Below are 23,757 nucleotides of genomic sequence, written 5' to 3'. Positions count from 1 at the left end.
TCCCTTTAGAACACAAGGCCAATTTTCCGGGCGGTCTCTTCTGCGCGCTGCTCTAATCAGCTGAAATAATAGGAGTTTGAGCCGGCGGCTTGCCGTGGTTTAGCTGTTCCCCGCATCCAGAAGCTCGTGGAACGTCAAGCTGTGGCGTCTGAGCAGCCTGCGCATGTCGCGGCTGGAAATCTTCTTGTGCCGCATCACCCCGGCGCGTTTCCTGGCCAGGGTGGGGAGGGCGAGCAGGGCGTCGCGCATCCCGCGCAAGAGGGCGAGCACGCACTCGTTCCTGCTGCCGCCGGTCATGAACTCCCCCCCGGTCCCCCTGCCATGCAGCACCACCCGGGCCTGTACCAGGTAGCGCAGCAGGGTGTACAGGGGGAGCGTGAGGAGCAGGAGCAGCGGGAAGTTCTTCACCACCGCGTAGAAATGGTTGCGCTCGACCAGGTAGAGCTTCAAAGGGGAGAGCGAGCCGGCGGTCATGGAGTACTTGTGGTACACCACGGCGTCGCGGGCCAGAACGGCCTGCCACCCGGCCAGCCGTCCCCGCAGCCCCAGGTCGCTGTCCTCGCAGTAGGCGAAGAAGTCGCCGTCGAAGAAACCGATCTCGTCGATCATGGCGCGCCGGTACAGGGCGACGCAGGCGGAAGGGAAGAGGATTTCCACATCGGGCTCGATGGCCAGCTCGGCAAACCGGCGCCCCCGGTAGTTGCCGCGGGACATGCCGTCTTTGCAGATCGCCATCCCCAGCGAATCGATCCGCTCGGGTTCGGAGTAGCTGAGGATCCGGCAACCGACCATGCCCGCCTCGGGGTGACGGCCAGCGACCTCGACCAGCTTTTCCAGCCAGTCGGGTTGCGCCTTGGTGTCGTTGTTCAGGGTGACCAGGTATTCCCCCCGCGCGAAGGGGAGGGCGGCGTTGTTGCCGGCGGCGAAGCCGACGTTCTCCTGGAGCGGGACCAACCGGACATCTTTGCGCTGCTGCAGGTACGCCAGCGAGCCGTCGCTGGAGCCGTTGTCCACCACGATGGTCTCGAAATCCCCGAAGGTCTGCTCTTGCAGGCTGTCCAGGCATTCCGGCAAATGACCAAGGCCGTTCCAGTTGACGATGATGACGGATACGCGCACGACTGCTCCGGTTAGACTTGCTTTATCAAACAGCGGGAACCTGGGAACGGCATAGCGTCGAGTTCCACAGCATGACGCGTTGCCGGGGAGTTTCCCTTCTCTCTCTGTATTTTTTTTAATTGCTACCGGCCCGATATTTATATTAGTATCGGGTCGCTTGGCAAGCGTTATCTCCAGTACTGTGCCTGTTAAAGTTGGTGCGGATCTTGTATTCACTCAGAAACGATCCGTTTTCGGCTTTTTTTTACGCCATATGGCGTTGGCATAGGTGGGGATATGAGGATTCTTGCAATAATACCAGCCTATAACGAGGCTCGTAATATCACGGCAGTCATCGAGGACCTCAAGTCTTTTCGCGGCGACATCCTGGTGGTGAACGACGGCTCGACGGATGAAACCGCCGCCATTGCCAAGAGCCTCGGCGCGGAAGTGGTCAGCCATCCCTTCAACCTGGGCATCGGCGGCACCGTGCAGACCGGTCTCAGGTACGCCTACGAGCATGGCTACGACATGGCCATCCAGTTCGACGGCGACGGCCAGCACCGCGGCGACCAGGTTTTCAAGATCCTCGAACTGGTGCAAAAGGGGGAGGCGGACCTGGTGATCGGTTCGCGCACGCTGCCCGGCGGCTACAAGATGGGGATCACCCGCTTCATCGGTTCGCGCATCTTCCACTGCCTGATCCGCTGTCTGGCGGGAAAGGCTATTCACGACCCGACTTCAGGGTTTCGCTGCTACGGCAAGAAGACCATTCGTCTTTTCTCGCGCTTTTACACCGACGACTACCCCGAGGTCGAGTCGATCATCACCGCCGCACGCAACGGGCTGCGCGTGGTGGAGGTCCCGGTGCTGATGCGGGGGAGGCTTTCCGGTCACTCTTCCATCACCAGGAGAAAGTCCGCCTACTACATGCTGAAGGTCACGCTGGCGATGGTGGTGGACGCCATGCGCGGCAGGGACCTCGTCGGGGAATCATAACCTGTGGATCTAACCAAAATTGCGTCGCTGGGGCTCAGCGTCGGCATCTTCTGCTTCGTGGTCTGGCTGGTCAGGGAGCGTCGCCTGCGTGAGAAGTACGCCCTGCTCTGGCTGTGCACCTCCGTCTTCGTCATCCTCCTTACCGTGTCGCGCCGCATCCTCGAGGTCGCGGCCCTTGCCATCGGTATCTACTACCCTCCCTCCCTGCTGTTCCTGGTCGGCGTGCTGTTCCTGCTGCTGGTGGCCATCGGGCACTCCGTCACCCTTTCCAGGCTCTCCGAGAGCAACCACAACCTCGCCCAGGAAGTGGCACTTTTGAGAAAACAGGTCGAGGATCTGAAGGAAGAGAGCAAGAAAGGCTGAAAAGAGACTTTAAAAGCGGTTACGCAAAGTGCGCCAAGTATCCGCGAAGAGCGCTAAGAGATGCTTTGGGGAGTCCCCCGGGAAGGCTTTCTTGGCGTACTTCGCGGCAGCTTCGGGTGCTTTGCGTAACCGCTTTTTGGGGTAAAAAAGAAGGCTTCGAGGAATGATCCTCGAAGCCTTCTTTGCGTTTTAAGTCGCTCCTCTAACGCCGCGGGTCGATGTAGTCCAGGATCTTCTTTTCCTGGACAGTGATGACCACCGACTTGTTTAACTGTCCGTCATCCAGGTAGTCGATGGTGTCGTAGAGCAGCCGCTTGGCGTAGACGCCGTTGTGGACCCAGCCACTCCCCGAGTCCAGCAGCCGCAGGTTGAACGCCGCCCCCATCAGGTCGGCGCCCCGGAAGGTGGCGGACTTGTTCCAGTTAGTGACGCGGGCAGCCTGCGTTTGTTCCTCCGCCGCAGCGGTGTTGAAGAAGTACGGGGATTTCTCCCGGTTGTAGTGGATACCCCGGGCCGTGAGTTGCGTGGCGATGAAGGAAAGGGCGGCGTTGTACGCCTCCTTTTTCTTCTGCAACTCGTTCGGGTCGATTGCCACAGCACCAATCCCGTGGCAGTTGGCGCAGGCCTCGCTCCTGATGGCACCGATCACGCCGTTGCTGGCCGTGGACAAGGCGGTGAAGGCGTGCTTGGCGGAAGGCGAGCCCATGTGGCATCCGACGCAGGGACCTTTCTCGGGCATGCCGACATTGGCGTGGGCGGTGCTGGAGGACGCCGGGCGGAACTCGTAACCCGGGCGCAGGTTGTCGGGATAGATCATGTTGGCGGCCACTCCGCCGTGGGGATCGATGAAGTCGACGTTCCCCCAGAAGTCGTTGATGAGCCCATCTGCAACGGCGCCGTTGCCGAGGCGGCAGACGATGGAGGGGAGCGTGGAGCAACTGACTGCGCCGGTCGAGGCGTTGGTGGTGACCTGCTTGATCACGTCGCCGGCCAACCTGCCGGCGTGGCAGGTGATGCAGATGTTGGAGTCGCCCAGTTGGTAGGCGTTGCTGTCCAGGAACAGCTTCGACCTGATTATTTTGCCTGTGGCGGCAGAAGAGTAGTTGTACCAGGACCTCACGTCCGGCGTCCCGGTGATGTCGTCCACGATGCCGACACTGAGCCTGCCGTAGTTGGAACTGAACGGGGTCGGTGCGTGACAGGCGGGACAGCCGATCATCTCCCGGGTGCGGTCGCCATCGGGGGCGTCGCCCGGGACGCCGAAGGGGGCGATATCGGTGAAACCGGAGTTCACGTAGTTGTTGAAGCCGGTGGTGGTATGGCAGCGCACGCAATCCTTCTGCACGGTGGTGGCGGGAGAGGCCCCGGCGGTTCCCATGGTCTTGAAGTCAAAGCTCGTGAGTGCCGCCGAGCGGTAGTCTCCCTTGGCGCTCTTGGCCCAGTCGCGGTGTTCCTGCAGCAGCACGAAGCTGTCCACACCGGGGCTCACCGCGGTGTAATGGCACTTGTCGCACTTGACCTGCGTCGTGACGTATTGCGCGGTGCTGAAGTTGGCCAGGTGCGGCGCCGGCAGCACCGCCTTCAGGCGATGGCCGTTATGGCAGTTGGTGCAGATCCCTTCGCTGGGCCAGGGGTGCACCGGATGGCAGTTGAGGCACTTCGGGTTGATCTCCGTCGTTGCCTTCAGCATCGGCTCCCCGTTGGGATGGGCGCTGGTGGCGGTCGGTGCATGGCAGGAGACGCAGGCGGCCCCGCCGCTCTTCTTGGCGTGCTTGCTCGCGCCGTAGTCGGCAATGATGTTGCCGCCGGTCAGCGGGTCGGTGGCCGTCCCGTGGCAGACCTGGCAGGCGGAGGCGCCGCTGCCGGACTGGGAGAGGAAGGCGGCGGCCTTTTCCCTGTCACTGCTCGAGCTGAGCAGGCTCTCGATGGTGGTGCTCAAGTCGCGGCCGCGGTCGACGCTGCCAAAAATCAGGAAATCGATGGAGTCCCGCACCAGGCGCTTGACGTAGGCGGGGTTGTGGGCGAAGGCGCCCGGGTCGTGCACCAGGAGGTTGTAGTTGAAGGCGGCGCCCATGTTGCCCGGCCCGTCGCCGTGTCCGCCCCAGTTGGTCGTGCTGAAGTAGGGGTACTGCGGCTTTCCGCCGGCGTCGGTGAGCGGAGTGAAGCCCTTGGCTGCCAGGGCCGCGGCCAACGCCTTCAGCCCCGAGGCGAACTCGTCGCCGCGCCGGGCCAGGAAGGCGGCGCTCACCGTGCCTGCGTCGATATGGCAGCCGTTGCAGAGCGTGAAGTTCCCAGCGGCGGCCGAGAGGGTGTGCGAGCTGGCCGGCAGGTGGCAGGCGACGCAGGGGCCGGCGCCGGTGCCGCCGATGGCCACATGGTTCACCGCGGCGTTGCCGTAGGAGAGGCCGGGATAGTGGTAACCGGTGGCGCCGTAGAGTTGCCCGCCGGCGGAGAGGTAGTGGGCGTCGACGAAGGGGAGGTTGCGCCAGAAGGCGCTCGAGTAGTTCTTTTGCGCCGTTACCTGGGCAAGCGCCTGGACGGTGGCGCCCGACTTGCGGCCGACGTGGCATCCCAGGCAGATATTGGAGCGGCCGGCATCGGGATAGGCTGTGCTGACCTTCACCCTTCCGGTGGCCGCTCCGGAGTAGCTGTAGTAGCCGGTGCGCGGGGAGACGGCTCGCGGGGCGGCGAAGTCACCGCTTTGGTGACAGGCGTTGCAGGCCAGCGGCTCGCTGTAGCGGTCGGCCGTGGTGGCCAGCGGGGCGATGCTTGTGTAGAGGGCAAACCTGAGGTAGCCGGAGGCGCTGTGGCAGCGTTGGCAGTCGGTCGCCACCCCGGCGCTCTCCTTGGCCGCGGCCCCCGCGGTACCGGCGCTCTTCCAGTTGAAGTAGGCCGAGTTCTTCCATGGGGCAGCGTTGCCGTTGCCGTGTCCCGACGCGGCCCAATCGGTGCGGAACTGCAGCAGTGCCTTGTCCGCGCTCCCCCTGGGGTTGCCGCTTACATGGCAGTCGGCGCAGGCGGTGACCGGGGTGACGTAGGCCGCGGCATAGGAGGGATTGGCGTAGGAGGTGTAGCCGTTGAAATGCGCCGGGGTTACCGCCGCATCAGGAGCAGGGTTGTGTCCGGCGGGGTTGTGGCAGGTCAGGCAGTCGCCTGCGGAAAGGCTGCTTCTCACCTGGTAATGGGTGGAGTTGGCCGCGCCGTGGCAGGAGAAGCAGGCGCTCAAGGCCGCGGAGAAGGTGGTCGCCGGGTTGTGGTTCCGGTAGCTGCCGTGGCACCCCGAGCAGGTCATGCCGATGCTGCGGTGTGTGCTGCCTGGCTGGTGGCAGCTGCCGTTGAGGCAGAAGCTGCCGGCGCCGGAGCGGTAGGCAAAGCTGTTTGCATCAACGGTCGACGAGTTGACCGGTGTCGGCATGGCGCCATCGGTGTGGCAGGTGATGCAGGAGACCCCGGCGGACTCGTGGCGCGACGAGGACCAGCCCGGGAATACGTACGGGGTGGGGAAAACCCCGGTGATGCCGTGGCACCCCATGCAACGCAGGCGCATGTCGTTCACCAGGGAGTCGACCACGGTGACCTGGGTGGTGGCCGCGGCAACGGCAACGCCGGAGACGAACTGGGTGAGCCGGAACTGGTAGGTGCCCGCCGCCGGCGCTACAAAGCTCGGGGTAAGCGTGCCCGCACCGGTCAGGGACACTGTGGCGCCGGAGACCTGGCTCCATGATGGGGTGCCGCCACCGACCAGGGTTCCGGAAAGCTGCACGACAGCGTTCTTCTGGGCCAGTTGGTCGACACCCGCGTTCACGCTGTAGGAGGCGTAGTTGGCGGTCACGGTACGGGGCGTGATGACGTTGCTGGCGGTAATCTTGACCGACCGCGAGTAGGGGAGGGTGACCGGGACACCGCTGAGGTCGGTGACACTCCCCCCGGTCACCGAGGTGAGAAAGCACCCGGCGGCGTTGGGGCTGCTCGTGAAAACTACGCTTCCGCCGTAGCTCACCCTGGCGCTGGCGGGGGTGATGCTTCCCGGCCCGGATACCACGGCGGTCACGGTCACTTGCTGCGCGGTGAACCCTGCCACCAGCGCCTGGGTGGTGCCGCTCTTCTGGAAGGTGGTGACGTAGTGCGAGGTGTAGTTCCCGACGGGGACGGCGGTCCCGTTCCTGGTGAGCGAGGAGATCTTGTAGCCGGTGTTGGCGGTGACGGTCACCGGAACCGGGGCCGAGGTAGTGAAATTGTGGTACGCGGTGATGCCGGCGGTAGTTTGCGGGACCTTGTCCCTTACCTGGAGCACCCCCCCGGCGCTGGCGAGCTTGGTTTGCAACTGCCAGGTGGTGGCACTCCAGCATAACACTGCGACGGAGACAGGCAGCAAAGCGGCAAGCAACAGCAGTGACTTCTTGGCCATACGAACCCTCCCTTTCCGAGATTGCCCGTAACACCTCCTTCATTACAGTCCAGTGCAAATTGCTACGGGTAATTAATAAAGGGACGAAACAGGTTGTCAAGAAGGCTGGTCTGCTGAAAATATTATATTTTTCAAAGGTATAGGGATGTATGGCTGGTGATATCGCGGCTGATGAAAGAGGCGGGCGGGGAGAAGTGGCGCCGTGCGACGCTGCCGCGGGTGCGGCGCGACGGACCGGGGCGCACGAAAAGGGGGCGGAGAACAATCTCCGCCCCCGGGGCATTTTGCTTTGATAAATCGGTTATTTCGCGGCGGGGCCGCTGGAGAAGATGATTTTGTCGAAGGTGCGATTCAGGGTCTTGCTGGAGAAGTTGGTCATGACGTTGCCCGGGTTGAGGGCTACCTCTTCACCGACTTTCACCTCCATGGTCGGAACGGCAACCCAGGTCTTCACGGCGTCCTTCTCGACGCAGATGTAGGTATAACCGCCGGCATTGGCGGTCTCGGTCACCTTGCCGGTGATGGGAGCCGCTGCGGCTGCCGCGGCTGCCGCAGCCGCCTTTTCCATGGCTTTGTCCATCTCGGCTGCATCGATCTTCGGATGGCCGGAGGGGAGCGGTGAGTTGTTGGCGTCAGCGGCCGTGGCCGTGGCGGCGGCAGGCTCAGCCGCGGCGGGCTTCGCCTGCGGCGACGCCGGCGCCTTTGCGCTCTTCTTGGTCACCTCGACACCGCCGGCAAAATAGATGGACCTGAAAGTGCGGTTCAGTGTCTTGCTGCTGAACTCACCCATGGGGGTGCCCGGGGCGAGCTCGACCTCGTCGCCTACCGCGATCTCGGTCCTCGGCACTGCCGCCCAGGACGCTTTCCCGTCTTTTTCGATGCGCAGGTAGATGTAGTTGCTGGCGGTGATGGTCTCGATTACCGTGCCGGCCAGGATGGCTTCTTCAGCCTCAGCAGGGCCGTTGTCGGCAACTGCCGCAGTGCTTGCTGCTGCACCGGCTGCAGGTTTTGCCGGCGCGTTCAGCTGCGAGGGAAGCCCCCCGGAGAAGACGATGTTGTCAAAGGTGCGGCCCAGGGACTTGCTGGTGAAGTTGGGCATGACGGCGCCGGGCAGCAGTTCCAGTTGCTGACCAACGACGACCTTCATCACAGGTGCGGCAACCCAGGTGTTCTGGCCGTCCTTCAGCAGGTTGACGTAGGTGTATCCCCCGCCGTCGAAGGTCTCGACTACCTTTCCGGAGAGAAGTGTCATCCCCTGGGTCGGGGAAGGGGCGGGCTTGGCAGCCTGGCCCGGAAGAAGGGAGCAACCCGCGCAGGCTGCCAGTATGGTCAGTGCCGTTGCGGTGGTAAGCGTCTTCATCTTTTTCATTTACAACTCCTCGTGTCCGGCTCTCCAGCCGGATATCTTGACGTGCCGCCTCGCGCCGGTCGTCGTGGTGCGTCTTACTGCGTGATGACAAGGGTGAGCGTGACCACCGCGCGGCGGTTTTTCTGCCGGCCCTCGTTGGTCTTGTTGCTCGCCCGGGGCTTGCTGAAGCCATACCCCTTGATGCTGACCTTGGCCGGATCCACGCCGTACTTGAGCAGCTCGTTCTTCACGTTCTGCGCCCTTTGTTGCGACAGTTCGATGTTGGACCGGCTGTCGCCCACGTTGTCCGTGTGCCCTTCGATGAGCGCAGTCGACTCGGTGTTGGTCTTCATCAAGGCGGCAAACGCCGCCAGCTGGGCCTGGTAGACCGGACGTATCGCCGGGCTGCTGAACAGGAACTCGATGGTCAGGGTCCTGATCGAACGCTGCGGCTGGCGCGCCGGTTCCTGTTGCTGCGGTGCCGGCTGGGGCGCCACCGGTGCCGGCGGCGGTTGCACGGCCGCAGGCGGCTGTACCGGAGCCGGAGCCGGTGCCGGTGCCGGTGCCGCAGCAACCTCAGGCGCTTTGGGCTTGGGCGGCGCCGGTGCGGGGACCGGTGCAGCCTTCGGCGGTGCCGCTGCCTTGGGCATCTCCTTGAGCGTGGACTTGCGTGCCTTGGCCGGGACCTTGGGCTGGGCCTGGGACGCCGTGCCGGGCTGGAACTGGGGCGGCAGGGTGTTGAGGCCCAAGGCCGCTGCCCCCGTTGCTCCCAGAAGCTGGAGGATGTCCGGCGGCGGCGCAGCGACAACCGGTGCCTGCGCTACTGTGGGCGCGGGTGCCGGTTCTTCCTCGGAGATGGTCGGTATCGCGGCCTGCGGCTTGGGCGGCGCCGGGGGAGGTCCCTTCTTCTTGCGCTCCTTGCCGAAGTAGTAGGTCAGGCCGGTGGTCAGCTCGAAGTCGCTGTTGGTGTTGACGTTGCTGTACACCATGAGCTGGCGCAGGTCTGCCCGGATGGCGAGGTAGTCGTCGAAGTAGTACTTGATCCCGATGCCGAAGTCGAGGAACGGGCTGTTGTCCTTGACCCCTTCGCGGTCGACGAAGATGCCACCGGCGCCAAGCGCCAGGAAGGGAACCCACTTGCTCCTGGGGTCGAACGAGTAGATGGCATCGGTGCGGAACAGGTAGGCGCTTGCCTTCTTGTCCTGGTTTTTGGCGGTGGTGCTGAGGTAGTTGAAGGTGGCCTCGACGCCGATGCTGTCGACGACGCCCTTGCCGATGTGGTCGTAGCTCAGTCTCAGGCCATACGTCGGCGCGGGATCCAGTGATTGGGAGGAGGAAAAGTAATAGCCGCCCACGACAGGGGAAAGGCCGATGGAGGTTATCGGCTTCACTGTCTTTGGTACTGTAGTCACTGCATGTCCGGGGGATGAAAATAACAGGGACAGGCTGAGAACGGTCATCAGGCGGCAAAAGAATTGGGGCAACTTCCCACTCCCATACAAGACGTGTGATTGTCGCATCTTATACCAAGTAAACGCTTACTTCAACCACTAATCCTGCAGTCGCAACAGCAATTCAAACTGTTTACGCCACCTGCTTCCATCATGGTGTCTAGCGCTGCCTGTTCGTTGCCAGCGTAGGCCACCCCTCTGTTCAATCCTTGACCGCCGCCTGTCCCCCGTCCCGCGGGCCTTTCCTGATCAGTCTCAAAATAGCGCCTGTTCAGATGTTCAACACTTGCACAGCTGGTTTTTGAAAAGGGAGTTCAATCTCTTCGGGCGTGCAAGAAATTAACCGTTATATTCCCGTGTGTTGCCGCTTTTTTTTAGCTTTGTTCGCAAATGGTATCCCGCTTGTAATTGGTTAGGTAACGAACCGGGAGGTGGGCCATGAGAACCGAACAAAGCAAAAAAAGCGCGATGCAGAGGATGACCGGGTTGGCATGTGCGGCAGCGATGATCCTGGGCCTGGCCCAGGGTGCTGGTGCTTTCGGGACTGCTGGTTCCAGTTCGAACGGTGAGACCTGCGCCTATACGCTGCTGCTGCAGAACTCGGTGCAGGCACGCAGGGATTACCTGGTCAAGATCGACGAGGTGCGCGGCTCGACCTACGCTGCCGGCGGCGCGGTGGACGACATGTACGGCAACGTGGTTCCCGCTACCTATTCCGACGACCAGCCCACCGGCGGCCTCACCATCATCTTCAAGGCGCTGACCAAAGGGACGACCACGTCCAGGACCAGGACCACTACCAACACTACGGCTACCCTCGACCAGCTGTCGGCGAACTGCCTTAGCTGCCATGACGGTATCGGTGGTTCCCAGATCAACGTCGAACTCAGGGATCGTCCCCTGGACCGCAGGTCGATGGTGAATTCTTTCACCAGTGATCACCCGCTGGGGATGACCTATGACGCCTACGTCGCCGCCGGTCGCGGTTACAAGGACGTCGGCTCCAATACCAAGATGATCTTCGTCAACGGCAAGGTCGGCTGCCTTTCCTGCCACGACCCGCTGAACACCGAGAGGGGGCACCTGGTAATGAGCGACAACGGCAGCGCGCTCTGCAAGACCTGCCACGACAAGTAAGCAGCAAACGCTGTGACCGCATCCTCCCTTAGATCCCGAGCCGGTCCGTCCGGTTCGGGATTCGTTTTTCAGGTCAGATACGGATTGTGGGAAAGATCCCCGGATGTTACTGGTCGACAGGAGGCCGGCAAAAAATGATGCCGGGGGGAGGGGAGTTGTTGGGCCGGCTCAGACGTACTTCTCCACCAGTTCCTCTATGATCTCACCGATGGTGATCCTGCGGTAGGCGGACGCTATCTTCAGTTTGAGGTGCAAATCCTGCCGGATGTTGGCGGTCAGCCGCACGTCCCCTTCCGGCACGAGCCCGGAGACCGCCTTCACGGCTCCTTTGGGGAGGCGACCGCGCTTGCGCCCCTGCGCCGCGGGAGCATGCGCCTTAGGTGCAGGTGGAGCGGCGACGGCTTCCCGGGTCTGCTTGGGACGAGCCTTCGGCTCGGGTTTGGGTGCAGGTGCAGATGCAGATGCAGGCGCAGGCGGAGCTTGTGGCACGGGCGTTTCCACGATCCCCGCCAGTTCGAACAGCCCCATCTGGTTTTCCAAGTCCGACATGCCTCACCCCCGCTGAAAAATGCCAGCGCACTATAGCAACGACGCCTTCTGCGAGGCAACCCTAATTTTGATACAGCCGTTCTACGTTCTACGTTCTACGTTTGCAGCGTCTCCCTCTTCGGGGGCAGGCGGGAGCTTCGGTTTCAGGGATGGGTTGGCCGGGTCCGCGGCGAGCTCGCGGTAGGCGGTCTCGATCCGCTGCAGTATGGCGCCGATGCTGTAGTTGGCTGCCACGAAGGCGGCACCGCTTGCCCCCAGCCGCTCGGCCTGCTCCCGGTCGCGCAAAAGGGTGACTACGGCCCGGGCGAAATCATGCGCCGAGTCGGCGACGAGCAGGTCCACCCCCGGGGCGGCCTCGATCCCCTCGTTGCCGAAGGAGGTGGTGACCACCGGGGTGCCGGCAGCCAAGGCATCCAAGACCTTGACGATGATGCCGCCTCCGGTTAATATCGGCGCCACGAAAACGCTGGCGCTCTTGTAGAACTGGTCGGTGTCGTCCACGAACCCGGTAACGACGGTCGCCTTGTCCCGCTGCGCGAGTTCCAATAGCCGCGGCGGCGGCCCGAAGCCGGCGATGACGAACTCCGCCTCCGGGACCTCGCGACGCACCAGCGGCAGAACTTCGGCGTGGAACCACAGGGCGGCTTCGACGTTGGTGGGGCGGTACTTGTAGGAGGCCAGGAACAGCAGCCGCCCCGGCACCCGCGGGTAGCTGGTCGTGGTGAGATCCATCCCCGCCGGGATGGGGATGGTGGTCACCGGCAGGCCGGGGGCGAGATCGAGCAGGTAGCGCCGGTCGAAGTCGGACATGGTGAAGACACGGTCGAAGCGCGCCATGATGCTCAGTTCCAGCAAGCGCACCACCCGCCAGCGGGCCCACTGTGCCAGGCGCGCCGCACTCCGGCCGCGCAGGTAGGAGCGCCATGCGGGTTTGGTGATGACGTCATGGGCGTCCAGGACCATCGGCATCTTGCCGCGGCGGATCATGAGGGCGGTCTCGACCCATTCCACCTGGACCAGGTCGTAGTCCCCGTGCTGGATCAGCCGGTTGGCAAAGAGGCTGAAGGCAAGGTAGTTCGCTGCCAGGCGCAGCGAAGCGAGGAGGCCGCGCTTGGGGAGGCGGGGATAGCTGAAGGGGTGGATGCTGGCGCAGTAGGGGGCAAGTTCCGCCAAAAGCGGTTCCTCTCCCTGCTCGAACCGGGTGGCGAGGTGGACCTCGTGGTGCTGCGACAGGCGCCGCACCAGCTCGTTTACGTAGCGCCCCCCGGCATGGTAGGCCTTCTGCTGCGGCAGGAAAAGAGAGACGAACAGGATCTTCATGTGGCCGCGCTCGCACTTCAAAGGCGGTGCCAGGCGACCGCCGGGATAACGTTGAATGCGGCACAGGGTACCCCGATTGCGGCGGCGGGTAAAGACAAATCTCCTTGCCGTTTGGCGTCGGAGTTGTTGACACAACGGGCCGGCTCTTTAGAATTACCTAATCGGCCCAACACTCATTCCAGAACGCGGAGCGAACGATGAACCCAGATCTGGCTAGATTGACCCCGGGGCAGAAGTTGATGAAGCAGGCGATCCATGAGATCGACGACTATTTCGGCGAAGGAGTTGCCTTCAAGAACATCGACTTTCTAGGTGAGTACATGCAGACCCTCGCGATCCTGGAACTTAAGGAAACGCTCAGGAACAAGCTTTAGCCGGCGGTTGTGCTTGTGGCGGGCTACTCGATCTTCTTGGGGAGGGAGAACCAGAAGCAGGCCCCTGTGCCCACTCCACCTTCGGCCCAGACCCTGCCGCCATGCCTGAGCACGATGCGCTGCACGATGGCGAGCCCGACGCCGGTCCCCTCGAACTCCTCGTTGGCGTGCAGGCGCTGGAACAGTCCGAACAGCTTGTTGGCGTAGGCCTCGTCGAAACCGACCCCGTTATCCCTGACGTAAATCTCCTGCTCGTTTTCCCGCTCCACCGCGCCGATGGCTATCGTGGCCGTAGCACGGGACCGGGTGAACTTGACGGCGTTGCCGATCAGGTTGATCAGCACCTGGCGCAGCATGGCGGCGTCACCCAGCACCACCGGGAGCGGCCCGATATCCCATTGCACCTCCCTCCCTTGCAAGTCCCCCTGCAGATCGGCCTGGATCTCCCGCACTAAAAGCCCCAGGTCCACCCACCCCCTCATCATTTCGCTGCGCCCCATCCTGGAGAACGCCAGCAGGTCGTCGATGAGCAGCCCCATCTTCTTGGCCGCGCCGCCGATGACCTCGAGGTAGTGGCGGCTCTTTTCGTCCAGTCCCGTCCCCGCCTTCGCGTTGAGAAGGTCCACGAAGCCGATGATGTGCCGCAGCGGCGCACGCAGGTCGTGAGACACGGAATAGCTGAAAGATTCCAGTTCGCGGTTGGTCGCCGCCAGCTGCTCCAGTTGGGTCCTGAGGGCGAGGTTCAGTTCCATGATCTTCGCTTCCCCCTGCTTCTGCAGGGTGATGTCCCGGATCACGGCGAATACCCAGGTCGATTCCTGGGCCTCGATGGGGTTCAACATGATGTCCACGGGGATTTCGGAGCCGTTTTTGTGGCGCCCGTACAACTCCAGGCCAATACCCATTTTCCGGGCCCTGGGATCGCCGAAGTAGTTGCGCAGGTGCTGGCGGTGCCGTTTGTGGAAGCGCTTGGGGATGAGGATCTCGATGCGCTGCCCTACCAATTCCTCGCGCATGTAGCCGAAGATCACCTCGGCCTGCTGATTCACTTTCCGGATCACACCCCCGCCGTCCACTACCACGATGGCGTCGGGTGCTGTTTCGAAGAGACGCTCCAGCATGGTGCGGCTCTTCACCATCGCCTCCTCGGAGGCGCGCCGCTCGGTGTTGTCGTGCAGGATCAGCACGTACCCGGCACGGTCGCCGTCCGGATCGCGCAATTCGTTCAGCGCGATGGAGGCCCAGAAACGGCTGCCGTCCTTGCGCAGACGCCACCCCTGCAACTCGAGGCTCCCCATGGTGTCGGCGATGGAGAGCTCCCGCTGCGGTGCTCCGGAACGGATCTCCTCCTTGGGGTGCAGCACGGAGAAGTGCCTTCCAAGGATCTCGTGGGCGAGATAGCGGGTGATGCGCTCGGCGCCGGTGTTCCAGGACACGATCTCACCCTTGGCGTTGAGCAGGATCAGGGCGTAATCCTTCACCTGCTCCGCCATCAGGCGGAAGTAATGGTCCCGGGCCCGCTGAGCGGGGTCCTGAACGTCGTCGATGGTCTTGTCTTCGTCCCGTTTGTTGGCCATTGCCTGTGCCTATGCCTGTCGCTGCCGTTACCGTGCCTGTTGCGCAACGCCGGCTACCGCGCCGGAATGATGGTCTCGAAATTCTGCATCCAGTTGGTGCCGTCACCAAGGCCGTGGCTGCCGCCGTCGGTGCCGAAGTACTTGTAGGTAATGCGGAGCCGGTCTCCCGCAGCCAGTGGGGCCGGGATCTTGATGCTGAAGTCCGTGCTCTCGTCCAGCCCCAGCTCCGACGGCATGATGAAGGTCATCCCCTGCGCCCGCACCTTGCCCCGGTCATCCAACTGCGCCGCCCAGATCTCCAGGTTGCGCATCCGGAAGTAGCGCACGTTCTTCACCACCCCCTGGACGACGGTGTGCCCGCCGGCAGGAAGCACTTCATAGCCCATCAGGACGTCGAATTGCTTGTAGTGCTGCGGCAGAGCCGCCATCCGTTGCTGCTGCAGGTCGGGATAGGTCGTGCAGGCGCCGACGAGAAGGAAGAGTATTAGAAAGATGGGGTGCAGCAGTCTCATGGGACACCTCCTTGAACCAGCCCTTATTTTACGCCACTGGAGGGTAATGCACAACGCGGCAAGGAATTTGTACAGCAGGAGGGGAAGCCTGGTGAGGAGAAGCTGTTGGAGCAGCTGTCGAGGGAGGAGCAACTCTCAGGGGAGGCGCTGCCGCCCTGCGGCAGCGCCTGTTGCGGTTATCGGTCGTGACGGGGAGACGGGCCCCGGTCCCCGTGGCGCACGTCGCGCATGGCTTTGAACCTGGCGGCCTGCTCCGGTGTCAGCAGGGCGATGAACTGCCTGCTCTGCGCTGCTCGCTGCACCGCGAAGTCAGCCTGCAGTGCCGCCACTCGTGCCGACTGGGCGCGGATGGCGGCTTCGTCGGCGCTGCCGGAGCGTACCAGCGCCTGCAGTTCCTGCCGTTCGTGTCTCAGGGAAGCGAACAGCGGGGCATTCCTGGCGCGGCCTGCCTCGAAGATGGCCCGTGCCTCGCTCTTTTGCCGGTCCGAGAGCCCCAGCTCCTTGGCCATCTTCATGAACATGCCCCGGCGCCCGCCATGTTTTTGCTGCTCGACGCACCCCTTGCCCCCTTCCCCCTGCATGGGGCCGTAGCCGGCGAAGGCGTTGTGACTCCCCAAAACGGCTGACGCGGTGATGCAGGTGAACAGTGCCAGTTGTTTTAGCTGTGTTTTCATGTCAGTTCTCCTTGTTGATCAGGCTTAGTTGCGGCTCTTTCGGCTGTGGTATGAAGATACGGTACCTGCCGATTATGAAGGTAATGTGAAGGAAATGAGGAAATCGTAACCCTGTGCTCTCGAGAGGGTGGCGGATGCTCTGACCGGAATGGATATGACTGTGGAGGTGGGAATTTTACCAGAGCCGTTCTTGCCATCCCGGTCGGTATTGCTAAAATACACTAACAAAGATGGAACTACCCTGAACGGCCATGGAGGAGGGTGCTATGAAGATTCCGGTTGTGTTTGCTGATGAGAGACGCGGGCTGGTAAAGGCAGAGGAACTCCAGGAACTGATAGAGCAGGCAGCCATCGTATCCTTCTTGCGCAGCGACGGTGAGTGCGTGCAGGTCGGCGTCGACAGTGTGAGAGGGATGGGGGGGAGAACCTATCGCGGCCCCGAGCGCAGAGGTAACGTCCTGTTCTGCTGAGCCTGCCCCCGCATGGCAAGAGACAAGGCCGGCCTTCTTCGTTGAGCCGGCCTTTGCTTTTGGTCTCCCCAAATTTCGATATCCCGCCTGTTATACAAATAAGATCCTATTTACAATTTTGCAAAACACGAACGGGCCTTTTGCATTTGTGCGAAAGGGATCCGGCGGCACGGCAGCAGTGATCAACGTGCTGATATCACGCCGCATCAGGCAGGTCCGGCGGTTTTATCAGCGCAGCGACCTTTTGCTGTTGTGCGAAAAGGGGACGTCGGTCTTCGCGCAGGGTAGGTAGGCGGCGACCGTGCAAGTGTCTGTTTTTGCGGGGTTTGTAAAAATATACGAAATTGTAAAACATTGGTATGCGAGTTGCTATGGTCTGTGGCAAGAGCGGTCAATCCCAACATGGAGGTATAAAGGCATGACACAGACAACATCTAACAAGGGCTGGCAGGTAGTTTTCGCCGGAACCGGAATCAACCTGGCGCTCGGGGTGCTGTATGCCTGGAGTATCTTCAAGGGTGCCATCAAGGCGTCCATCGAGTCTCACGCCCCGGACGCCTTCCAGTGGGACAAGGCTTCCATCAACGACCCGTACGCCCTCTGCTGTCTCGCCTTCGCCTTCTCCATGATCCTGGCCGGCAAGTGCCAGGACAAGATCGGCCCGGCGCGTACCGCGCTGATCGGCGGCATCCTGGTGGGCGCCGGTTTCTGCCTCATGGGCTACTCCAACAGCTACGCCGCCTGGGTCACCGGCTTCGGCGTCCTGGCCGGCTCCGGCTTCGGCTTCGGCTACTCCGCCGCCACCCCGCCGGCGCTGAAATGGTTCTCCTCCAAGAAAACCGGCCTCATCGCCGGCATCGTGGTCGCCGGCTTCGGCCTGGCCCCGGTCTACATCGCGCCGCTCTCCAGCTACCTCCTGGGCGCCTACGGCATCCAGCAGTCCATGTACATCCTGGCGGCCGGCTTCGCGGTCATCGTCTGCGGCCTCTCCTTCGCACTGGTTAACCCGCCCAAGGGGTACGTCCCCGCCGAGCCAGCCCTGAAGGGCGACGAGAAAGCGGCCCCGGCCAAGAAGTCCGGCTACGACGCCACCGTGAGCGAGATGCTGAAATCCCCGAAATTCTACATGCTGTGGGCCACCTTCTTCATCGGCGCCGGCGCCGGCCTCATGGTGATCGGCTCGGTCGCAGGCCTGGCCAAGAAGAGCATGGGCCCCATGGCCTTCGTGGCTGTGGCCATCATGGCCATCGGCAACGCCTCCGGCCGCGTGGTAGCCGGCGTGCTCTCCGACAAGATCGGCCGTCGCGCCACCCTGACCATCATGCTCGGCTTCCAGGCCATCCTGATGTTCGCCGCCGTCCCGGTGGTCGGCTCCGGCTCCGCTGCCATGCTGGTACTGCTCGCCTCGCTGATCGGCTTCAACTACGGCTCCAACCTGACCCTGTTCCCCTCCTTCGCCAAGGACTACTGGGGCTTCAAGAACTACGGCCTCAACTACGGCGTGCTGTTCTCGGCCTGGGGCGTCGGCGGTCTGGTCATGGGGCGTGTCTCCGAGATGATGAACGCGCAGCCCGGCGGCCTGAACAAGTCCTTCATCCTGGCAGGTTCCTGCCTGGCCCTGGGCACCGTGATCACCTTCTTCCTGCGTGAGAAGAAGGCGGTCGAGGTCGAGGCCACCGAACTGGCTGGCGAGAAGGCAACCGTCAAGGTTTCCGCTTAAGTGGTCTTGCCGCGAGGTTAAAAAAAATGAAGGGCCATGCGATTCTGCATGGCCCTTTTTTTCGCGATGATGCTATTATGTCGCACCCGTAACAAACACTGCCCTCTCTGGAGATGATCGTGTCCGAAGAAGAGTCCGCCTTCGATACCAGTTACGTCACCATCATGCTGGTCGTCTTCCTGGTGGTGACAGGTCTTGCCATCGACATCGGGTACATGTACGTCAGCGAGGAGGACCTGCAGCACTCCGCGGAGACGGCGGCCCTGACCGCTGCCCAGAACATCAAGCAGCGCTACCTGCTGCAGGCGCAGACCGACCCGGCGCGGTTGCCCGACATCTCCCGTGATGTCGTCCAGGCCCAGGCGCGCGCCGCCGCGGTGGACCTGGTCACCGGCAAGCACGATGCCGCGGCCCTGGTCGGTCTTTTGAACAACAACGGCAACGCCTTGACCGGCGACAACGACATCACGGTCGGCTTCTGGAACATGAGCAGCCGCAGCTACACCCCCGGCGCCACCCCGGTGAACGCCATACAGATCAGGACCAGGCGCACCGCCGAGAGCAGTTCGGTGGGGCTTGGCACCCTGGGGACCTTCATCGCCAAGATCAGCGGCACCGAGGACTTCGGCTCTACGCCGGTTGCGACCGCCGCACTGGTGCCGGGGACCCGCTCCAACATAGCCATCTGCTCCGAGGCGTGCCAGCCCTCCTGCACCTTCCCCCAGATCTGCAGCGTGCCCGAGCGGCGCATGAGCCATGCCGCCTGGGACCCGAAATCCGGGGGCTCGCTCTCCGACCGCTACCTCTACACCTCGCTGCTGCATCCGGTGACCATCACCAACGCCATGTCCGACCTGGTCTGCCAGGAGATGCCGGTCCAGGAAGTCTGCGGCCTCCCCATCTTCGCTGCGGCCAGCAGCAGCGACACCGTTTTGCGCGACATCAAGGCGATGATGTACGATCCCCAGGTGGACCGCTCCAACAAGGAGTACGACAAGGACGGCAGACTGATCGGCTGGTGGGTGATCGTCCCGGCCACGGACTGCTCCGGGTTCCTCCCCGGCGAGAGCTACCAGCAGCATGTGGTGACCAGGTACTCCCTGGTGCGCATCAGCAGGATCTGCACCAGCGGCGCTGCCGGCTGCGGCAAGTCCGCCAGCCAGCCCGACCTGCCGGCCGCCTCCTGCACCCCGGGCGCCGACGGGCTCTACATCGACCGGATCAGCTGCGTGGGATGTGACAGCCAGGCGAGAAAACTCCTGCCGGGACTGCGCCCGGTGCTGGTGGACTAGCGGTGGCCACGCCGGATACGCGGGATACGCGGGATGCCGGAACCTGCCGGCAGGCGCCTCCGCCGGAGCTGCAACAGGCCATCGACGAGTTCAACCTGCGGGAGTGGTTTGCCTGCCACGAGACCCTCGAAGAACTCTGGGTGGGCGAGAAGGGGGAGCTGCGGGATTTCTACCAGGGGCTGTTGCAGGTCGCCGTGGCGCTTTACCACTGGCATAACGGCAACTTCAAGGGGGCCGAGGGGCTGTTGCAGCGGGGACCCGACCTGCTGAGACGGGTCCCCGACACCTGTCTCGGCGTGGACGTCGCGCGCCTGGTGGCGGAGGCGGGGGTGCTGCGCGAGGCGCTGCTCACCCTGGGAGAAGAGCGCATGGCCGAAGTGAACCAGGCCCTGATCCCGAAACTGCACCGGCCGCAAGCCTGAACCGGCAGCATCGCCGCAGAAACTGAAAAAGCCGCCCCCCGGACCGGGAGGCGGCTTTTTTATTGGGGCGCGGCAGGGGCTACTTGAGCAGGGTGACCTTGCCGTCGTCCAGGTCGTACTTGGCGGCGACGATCTTGATCTTGCCTTCCTTCACTTCCTTGGCCAGCATCTTGGACCTCTTGGGCAATTCGGCGGCAACGGCCTTGGCGTTCAACTCGACCGCACACTCCACGATCTCCTCCTTAGCCTTTCCTTTGCAGGTCGCCTTGGCTTTCTTGGCGGCAGGAGCGATCTCCTTCACGATGGCGCCGATGTTCCCTTCCGGCTTGCCCCCGGCGACGGTTGCGGTGACCGCTCCGCAGCGCTCGTGCCCGAGCACCATGATGAGCGGGCTCCCGAGGTGTTCGGCCGCGTACTCCACGCTCCCCAGGACCAGCGGGTCGGCGACGTTGCCGGCCACGCGCACCACGAAGACTTCGCCCAGGGCCTGGTCGAAGATGATCTCCGGGGGGACGCGGGAGTCGGAGCAGGAGAGGATGATGGCGTAGGGGTGCTGGCTCTTGGCCAGTTTGCCGCGGGCTGTGGCGTCGCACAGCGCCGTTGCCGACATCTTGCTCTCCACGTAGCGGCTGTTGCCGTCCACCAGTTTCTGAAGTGCCTGGTCAGCCGTGATCCCGCTCACCGCGCCGGAAGCGAAAGCGAGGCCGACGGTTGCGGTCACGGCTGCTGCCACTGCTGCGATGCTGCGTGCTACCTTGCTGCTCTTCATAGTCCTTCCTCCTTTGATGTGGTCCGGGTGGGCTCCCGAAGCTGGTCCAGCCCCTGGTTCGTGGGGCCATTGCAAAACATGAAATAAAGGGGCGGCCCATTTTACATGAAAACTCACATTACGCCAGTTTAATTTTGCGTCCCGTGAACAGGCGTGGGGAAGGGAAGGTTGACAACCGCCGGCGCTTCAGGCAGATTGGGCAGGCGTAGCGACACGGGAAAAGCGGGGTAAGCGATGTTTGTGTTGAAGCTGTTGGGTATCGGGGTGCTGGTCACGGCGGGGATCGCCATGATCGCCTTTTTGGAAGAAAAGCTGGTGAGCGGGCCGCGCAGGCGCCAGATCGCCGAAAGGGCGCGCCAGAAGCTGGCCGGCAGCGGTGCCAGGGAAGGGGAAGGGGAAAAGCAGTAGTTTCCCGTCACATCCCCTTGCCGAAGTAGATCCCGGCGGCGACGGCACAGAGCACCACCAGGGAGAACAGGGCGAAGTGCCAGTCGCGCTCCTTCACGAAGATCACGGCGGCCGCCGTGACGCGCAGGACCGGGGTGCCGAGCAGCACCAGGAGCCCGGCGGTGATCAGCTTGGGCGCGAGCACGGTCTGCCCCAGCACCATGAGCGCGATCCCGACGGCAAGAAGCGCCGCCGCCACCAGGGACCCTAACCGCAACAGCCTCGCCAGCACCAGCTCGATCGGGTGCTCGGCCTTTTCCTCCGGCTCGATTGCTACCACCACTTCACCCCCTTGTAGATCATCTCAATCGCCGTGTAGGCCAGGATCGGCATGAAGAACAGCCTGATCTTGCTGGCCGGCATGCGCATCATCAGGCGCGCCCCCAGGATGGCCCCGAGCAGCACCCCGAGCACCACCGGCCCCGCCACCAGCGGCTTCACGTCGCCGCGCGCGAAGTACACCACCGCCCCCGAGGCCGCGGTCACCCCGATCATGAAATTGGAGGTGGCGCTGGACGCCTTGAAAGGCATCCCCATCACCTGGTCCATGGCCGGCACCTTGAAGATCCCCGCCCCGATGCCCAACAGCCCGGCAGCCGCCCCCGAGAAGTACATGATGATCAGCCCCGGCAGCGTCCGGGTCACCTGGTACTCCACCCGGCGTCCCAGCGCCTTGTCGTAGTAGGAGCCGCCCAGCCTGAGCTTGCTGGAGATGGCGTCCGGGACCACCTCGGGCCTGGTGTGCTCTTTCCGGGTGCGGAACATGTTGTAGGCGGAATAGGCGAGCAGCAGGCCGAAGAGGACGAACAGGACGCGCTGGTTCACCAGGGCGGCCACCAGGGCTCCGGTCAGCGCCCCCAGCGAGGTCCCCATCTCGAGCCAGATCGCCACGCGGGTGTTGGTGAGACGGTCTCTCAGGAAGGCCACGGCGGCACCGGTCGAGGTGGCGATGATGCAGACCGTCGAGGCTGCCACCGCCGTGCGCATCGACATGCCGAAGCCAAGGGTGAGGGCGGGGACGATGATGATGCCGCCGCCAAGGCCAAGTATCGCCCCGACCACGCCGGCCGCGATTCCTATCGCGAAAATGGTTATGAAGGTAATGACCACGTACGTCCTCCGCCCCGGCGTCTGCCGGATCATTTTGACCGGGACAATCTACCTTTTCTTGACCCGCTTTACAAATAAATAAAGGGTCGCAAACCGGGTATCCCGGCGGCTTGCGCCCGCGGGTGCGCGGCTTCGCCGCGGGTCGTCGAAACGGCAGCGCGAGTTCCTGCCGCTGCACAACTATTAGGCTGCTCTGCCTTTTTCTGGGTCAGGCCCGCTTGGGGGCCTGAACGACCTTTTGGTGTAACCATGTGCACTCCTTGTAGTTTTTGCTGCATGGGGCAATGTGGCATAGCTTCTGCTAATGGGTGGTCAGGTGCCGAAGCACAACGAAGTGCACGGGACCGCAGGCAAGACAGGCAAAGGCGCCTCTCCACGATGGGTGAGAGGCGCCTTTTTTTATGCAATCCAGTGAAAGGGGGAGGTTCAGTCACAAAGGTTGGCAGTTTGGAAGAGATTACGCAGCACCAATATCAGAAGGAAATACATTACAAAGGAGTAAGGACATGAAAAGAACCATCAAAAGCCTCATCTTGGCAACGGCGCTGACCATCGTAACCAGCGGGATCGCAATGGCGACCCCCTCCACCCAGATCTGGATCCCCTCCACCGACGTCCAGGGCTTCAAGAGCCTGCACCTCGGCATCGACAATTACACCCGCACCTCCAACAACTCCAGCGTAGGCAACGTCTATGACCTCGGCGTCACCGCCGGCGTGCTCCCCTTCGAGAAGCTGCAGGCCGAGGTCGGTGTGGACTACATCACCAGCGGCTCGAACGGTTACGACAGCAGGCCGATCTACTTCAACGCCAAGATCGGTACCCCGGAAGGCTCCCTGTTCGAGCTCTCCCCGGCCCTGGCGGTCGGCGGCTACGGTTTCGGGACCAACGGCGACAAGAACAGCGCGTTCCGTACCGACCAGAACATCGTGTACGGCCTGGCCGCCAAGACCCTGCCGGTGATCGGCCGGCTTTCCGCGGGCTACTACTTCGGCAACGACAAGGTGATCGGGCCCAAGGATGACGGCGTGCTTCTCTCCTGGGACCGCACCATGAGCGAGATTTCCGACAAGCTGTGGCTGGCCGCCGATTACCAGGGTGGCAAGAACACCGTCGGCGCCTTCAGCTTCGGCGCTTCCTGGGCCTTCTCCAAGAACGTCTCGGTGATCTTCGGCTACGACATCTACAACGATCAGCAGCTGGCCGGCAAGAACACCTTCACCACCCAGGTCGACATCAACTTCCCCTAAAGTGGCGTAACAGCAGCGCGCACGGGACGGGGGAGGTGCCTCAGGCATCTCCCCCGTTCTCATTCATCAACTAGCGATGATCTTCCGCCACGATGCCCATCCCCCTCTCCCTCTGGGAGAGGGCTGGGGGGAGGGCTGGGGGGAGGGCGCTGCAATAGGCAATGATCCCGCTTCGTGGCACCTCCCTCACCCGCCCTTCGGGCACCCTCTCCCAGAGGGAGAGGGAAATAGCGGAGGATTGTCGCTAATCAGGTTCTCATTTGTCCCGGCCGGTTCACGACGAGCCGGAATTTTTTGGTCCATTCAAACTTTTTCGGAGAAAAGGGTTGACGGCACCGGAAAGGCTGTGGTACAAGTTGGGACTCAATGACGCGGGGTGGAGCAGTCTGGTAGCTCGTCGGGCTCATAACCCGAAGGTCACAGGTTCAAATCCTGTCCCCGCAACCAAAACGACAACAGCCAGTTAG

Annotated in this window: 22 protein-coding genes and 1 tRNA gene; 11 read left to right on the top strand and 12 right to left on the bottom strand. The window is 62.9% G+C overall.

Translation table 11 applies throughout. The features are described from left to right. Positions 1-99: 99 nt before the first annotated feature. A complete protein-coding gene (locus H7687_RS13550; RefSeq protein ID WP_183348235.1) occupies positions 100-1,119 on the bottom strand; it encodes a glycosyltransferase family 2 protein in 1,020 nt (339 codons plus the stop codon). Positions 1,120-1,395: 276 nt separating this feature from the next. On the opposite strand from H7687_RS13550, the gene H7687_RS13545 reads away from it, so the two are divergent. Together H7687_RS13545 and H7687_RS13540 are read left to right on the top strand one after the other, a co-directional pair. Next, positions 1,396-2,097 carry a glycosyltransferase family 2 protein gene (locus H7687_RS13545; RefSeq protein WP_183348234.1) on the top strand — a complete coding sequence of 234 codons (702 nt, stop codon included), beginning with the start codon at positions 1,396-1,398 and terminating at the stop codon, positions 2,095-2,097. Between the two features lie 3 nt (positions 2,098-2,100). Beyond that, the gene (locus tag H7687_RS13540) at positions 2,101-2,460 is read left to right on the top strand and encodes a DUF2304 domain-containing protein (protein WP_183348233.1); all 360 of its coding nucleotides are present in this window, start codon (positions 2,101-2,103) and stop codon (positions 2,458-2,460) included. A 202-nt stretch (positions 2,461-2,662) separates the two neighbouring features. Here the strand turns inward: H7687_RS13540 and H7687_RS13535 are convergent, their stop codons facing one another. The 3 genes from H7687_RS13535 to H7687_RS13525 all read right to left on the bottom strand — a co-directional run bounded on the left by H7687_RS13535 (position 2,663) and on the right by H7687_RS13525 (position 9,628). Then, positions 2,663-6,868, bottom strand: a complete 4,206-nt coding sequence (locus H7687_RS13535) for a cytochrome c3 family protein (protein WP_183348232.1) — start codon at positions 6,866-6,868, stop codon at positions 2,663-2,665. Positions 6,869-7,169: 301 nt separating this feature from the next. Beyond that, positions 7,170-8,237 carry a hypothetical protein gene (locus H7687_RS13530; RefSeq protein WP_183348231.1) on the bottom strand — a complete coding sequence of 356 codons (1,068 nt, stop codon included), beginning with the start codon at positions 8,235-8,237 and terminating at the stop codon, positions 7,170-7,172. Between the two features lie 74 nt (positions 8,238-8,311). Beyond that, entirely contained in the window at positions 8,312-9,628 is a 1,317-nt protein-coding gene (locus tag H7687_RS13525) for an OmpA family protein (RefSeq protein WP_183348229.1), read from the bottom strand. 477 nt (positions 9,629-10,105) lie between these two features. On the opposite strand from H7687_RS13525, the gene H7687_RS13520 reads away from it, so the two are divergent. After that, complete coding sequence (locus H7687_RS13520) at positions 10,106-10,804, top strand: cytochrome c3 family protein (protein ID WP_183348227.1); 699 nt, start codon at positions 10,106-10,108, stop codon at positions 10,802-10,804. Between the two features lie 168 nt (positions 10,805-10,972). On the opposite strand, the gene H7687_RS13515 is transcribed toward H7687_RS13520, so the two are convergent. Both H7687_RS13515 and H7687_RS13510 read right to left on the bottom strand, forming a co-directional pair. Then, positions 10,973-11,353, bottom strand: a complete 381-nt coding sequence (locus H7687_RS13515) for a hypothetical protein (protein WP_183348225.1) — start codon at positions 11,351-11,353, stop codon at positions 10,973-10,975. An 81-nt stretch (positions 11,354-11,434) separates the two neighbouring features. Beyond that, complete coding sequence (locus H7687_RS13510) at positions 11,435-12,673, bottom strand: glycosyltransferase family 4 protein (RefSeq protein WP_183348223.1); 1,239 nt, start codon at positions 12,671-12,673, stop codon at positions 11,435-11,437. Positions 12,674-12,870: 197 nt separating this feature from the next. Between H7687_RS13510 and H7687_RS13505 the strand changes: the two genes are divergently transcribed. Further along, positions 12,871-13,047, top strand: coding sequence for a hypothetical protein (locus H7687_RS13505; RefSeq protein WP_183348221.1), 177 nt, complete (start codon positions 12,871-12,873; stop codon positions 13,045-13,047). 23 nt (positions 13,048-13,070) lie between these two features. Here H7687_RS13505 and H7687_RS13500 read toward each other — a convergent pair whose 3' ends face one another. From H7687_RS13500 to H7687_RS13490, 3 genes are all read right to left on the bottom strand, one after another. Then, positions 13,071-14,624 (bottom strand): sensor histidine kinase, encoded by a 1,554-nt coding sequence (locus H7687_RS13500; RefSeq protein WP_183348219.1) that lies wholly within the window; start codon positions 14,622-14,624, stop codon positions 13,071-13,073. A 53-nt stretch (positions 14,625-14,677) separates the two neighbouring features. Then, a complete protein-coding gene (locus H7687_RS13495) occupies positions 14,678-15,136 on the bottom strand; it encodes a hypothetical protein (RefSeq protein WP_183348217.1) in 459 nt (152 codons plus the stop codon). Between the two features lie 176 nt (positions 15,137-15,312). After that, on the bottom strand, positions 15,313-15,810 hold the full coding sequence (locus H7687_RS13490) for a Spy/CpxP family protein refolding chaperone (RefSeq protein ID WP_183348215.1): 498 nt from the start codon (positions 15,808-15,810) through the stop codon (positions 15,313-15,315). A gap of 266 nt (positions 15,811-16,076) precedes the next feature. Here H7687_RS13490 and H7687_RS13485 point away from each other — a divergent pair, with 266 nt between their 5' ends. The 4 genes from H7687_RS13485 to H7687_RS13470 all read left to right on the top strand — a co-directional run bounded on the left by H7687_RS13485 (position 16,077) and on the right by H7687_RS13470 (position 19,714). Beyond that, positions 16,077-16,280: a GSU3473 family protein gene (locus H7687_RS13485; RefSeq protein ID WP_183348214.1), complete on the top strand. Its 204-nt coding sequence runs from the start codon at positions 16,077-16,079 to the stop codon at positions 16,278-16,280. A gap of 418 nt (positions 16,281-16,698) precedes the next feature. Next, complete coding sequence (locus tag H7687_RS13480) at positions 16,699-18,000, top strand: L-lactate MFS transporter (protein WP_183348212.1); 1,302 nt, start codon at positions 16,699-16,701, stop codon at positions 17,998-18,000. Positions 18,001-18,113: 113 nt separating this feature from the next. Then, the gene (locus H7687_RS13475) at positions 18,114-19,292 is read left to right on the top strand and encodes a pilus assembly protein TadG-related protein (RefSeq protein WP_183348210.1); all 1,179 of its coding nucleotides are present in this window, start codon (positions 18,114-18,116) and stop codon (positions 19,290-19,292) included. A gap of 2 nt (positions 19,293-19,294) precedes the next feature. Further along, the gene (locus H7687_RS13470) at positions 19,295-19,714 is read left to right on the top strand and encodes a DUF309 domain-containing protein (protein WP_183348208.1); all 420 of its coding nucleotides are present in this window, start codon (positions 19,295-19,297) and stop codon (positions 19,712-19,714) included. Between the two features lie 79 nt (positions 19,715-19,793). On the opposite strand, the gene H7687_RS13465 is transcribed toward H7687_RS13470, so the two are convergent. Next, a complete protein-coding gene (locus tag H7687_RS13465; protein WP_183348207.1) occupies positions 19,794-20,483 on the bottom strand; it encodes a carbonic anhydrase in 690 nt (229 codons plus the stop codon). Positions 20,484-20,717: 234 nt separating this feature from the next. Here H7687_RS13465 and H7687_RS13460 point away from each other — a divergent pair, with 234 nt between their 5' ends. Then, entirely contained in the window at positions 20,718-20,891 is a 174-nt protein-coding gene (locus H7687_RS13460) for a hypothetical protein (RefSeq protein ID WP_183348205.1), read from the top strand. Between the two features lie 7 nt (positions 20,892-20,898). Here the strand turns inward: H7687_RS13460 and H7687_RS13455 are convergent, their stop codons facing one another. Further along, positions 20,899-21,213 (bottom strand): DUF1634 domain-containing protein, encoded by a 315-nt coding sequence (locus H7687_RS13455; RefSeq protein ID WP_183348203.1) that lies wholly within the window; start codon positions 21,211-21,213, stop codon positions 20,899-20,901. Continuing rightward, positions 21,204-22,040 carry a sulfite exporter TauE/SafE family protein gene (locus H7687_RS13450; protein ID WP_183348201.1) on the bottom strand — a complete coding sequence of 279 codons (837 nt, stop codon included), beginning with the start codon at positions 22,038-22,040 and terminating at the stop codon, positions 21,204-21,206. Before H7687_RS13450 ends, H7687_RS13455 begins: the two co-directional genes overlap by 10 nt. Positions 22,041-22,546: 506 nt before the next feature. On the opposite strand from H7687_RS13450, the gene H7687_RS13445 reads away from it, so the two are divergent. Then, entirely contained in the window at positions 22,547-23,290 is a 744-nt protein-coding gene (locus tag H7687_RS13445) for a hypothetical protein (protein ID WP_183348199.1), read from the top strand. A 370-nt stretch (positions 23,291-23,660) separates the two neighbouring features. Then, positions 23,661-23,737: transfer RNA gene (locus H7687_RS13440), tRNA-Met, on the top strand. Positions 23,738-23,757 lie beyond the last annotated feature (20 nt).

The sequence above is a fragment of the Geomonas paludis genome (assembly GCF_014193585.1).
In the GTDB taxonomy this organism is placed as follows: domain Bacteria; phylum Desulfobacterota; class Desulfuromonadia; order Geobacterales; family Geobacteraceae; genus Geomonas; species Geomonas paludis.
Note: the sequence above shows the minus strand (reverse complement) of the source record. Positions and strands in the feature narration are given on the sequence as shown.

Coding starts and splice junctions, on each gene's coding strand:
- H7687_RS13500 (WP_183348219.1), bottom strand. CDS start 14,624: ATGGCCAACAAACGGGACGAAGACAAGACCATCGACGACGTTCAGGAC.
- H7687_RS13445 (WP_183348199.1), top strand. CDS start 22,547: ATGAAAAGAACCATCAAAAGCCTCATCTTGGCAACGGCGCTGACCATC.
- H7687_RS13485 (WP_183348214.1), top strand. CDS start 16,077: ATGAAGATTCCGGTTGTGTTTGCTGATGAGAGACGCGGGCTGGTAAAG.
- H7687_RS13490 (WP_183348215.1), bottom strand. CDS start 15,810: ATGAAAACACAGCTAAAACAACTGGCACTGTTCACCTGCATCACCGCG.
- H7687_RS13480 (WP_183348212.1), top strand. CDS start 16,699: ATGACACAGACAACATCTAACAAGGGCTGGCAGGTAGTTTTCGCCGGA.
- H7687_RS13535 (WP_183348232.1), bottom strand. CDS start 6,868: ATGGCCAAGAAGTCACTGCTGTTGCTTGCCGCTTTGCTGCCTGTCTCC.
- H7687_RS13520 (WP_183348227.1), top strand. CDS start 10,106: ATGAGAACCGAACAAAGCAAAAAAAGCGCGATGCAGAGGATGACCGGG.
- H7687_RS13460 (WP_183348205.1), top strand. CDS start 20,718: ATGTTTGTGTTGAAGCTGTTGGGTATCGGGGTGCTGGTCACGGCGGGG.
- H7687_RS13465 (WP_183348207.1), bottom strand. CDS start 20,483: ATGAAGAGCAGCAAGGTAGCACGCAGCATCGCAGCAGTGGCAGCAGCC.
- H7687_RS13505 (WP_183348221.1), top strand. CDS start 12,871: ATGAACCCAGATCTGGCTAGATTGACCCCGGGGCAGAAGTTGATGAAG.
- H7687_RS13530 (WP_183348231.1), bottom strand. CDS start 8,237: ATGAAAAAGATGAAGACGCTTACCACCGCAACGGCACTGACCATACTG.
- H7687_RS13495 (WP_183348217.1), bottom strand. CDS start 15,136: ATGAGACTGCTGCACCCCATCTTTCTAATACTCTTCCTTCTCGTCGGC.
- H7687_RS13545 (WP_183348234.1), top strand. CDS start 1,396: ATGAGGATTCTTGCAATAATACCAGCCTATAACGAGGCTCGTAATATC.
- H7687_RS13510 (WP_183348223.1), bottom strand. CDS start 12,673: ATGAAGATCCTGTTCGTCTCTCTTTTCCTGCCGCAGCAGAAGGCCTAC.
- H7687_RS13515 (WP_183348225.1), bottom strand. CDS start 11,353: ATGTCGGACTTGGAAAACCAGATGGGGCTGTTCGAACTGGCGGGGATC.
- H7687_RS13475 (WP_183348210.1), top strand. CDS start 18,114: ATGATCGTGTCCGAAGAAGAGTCCGCCTTCGATACCAGTTACGTCACC.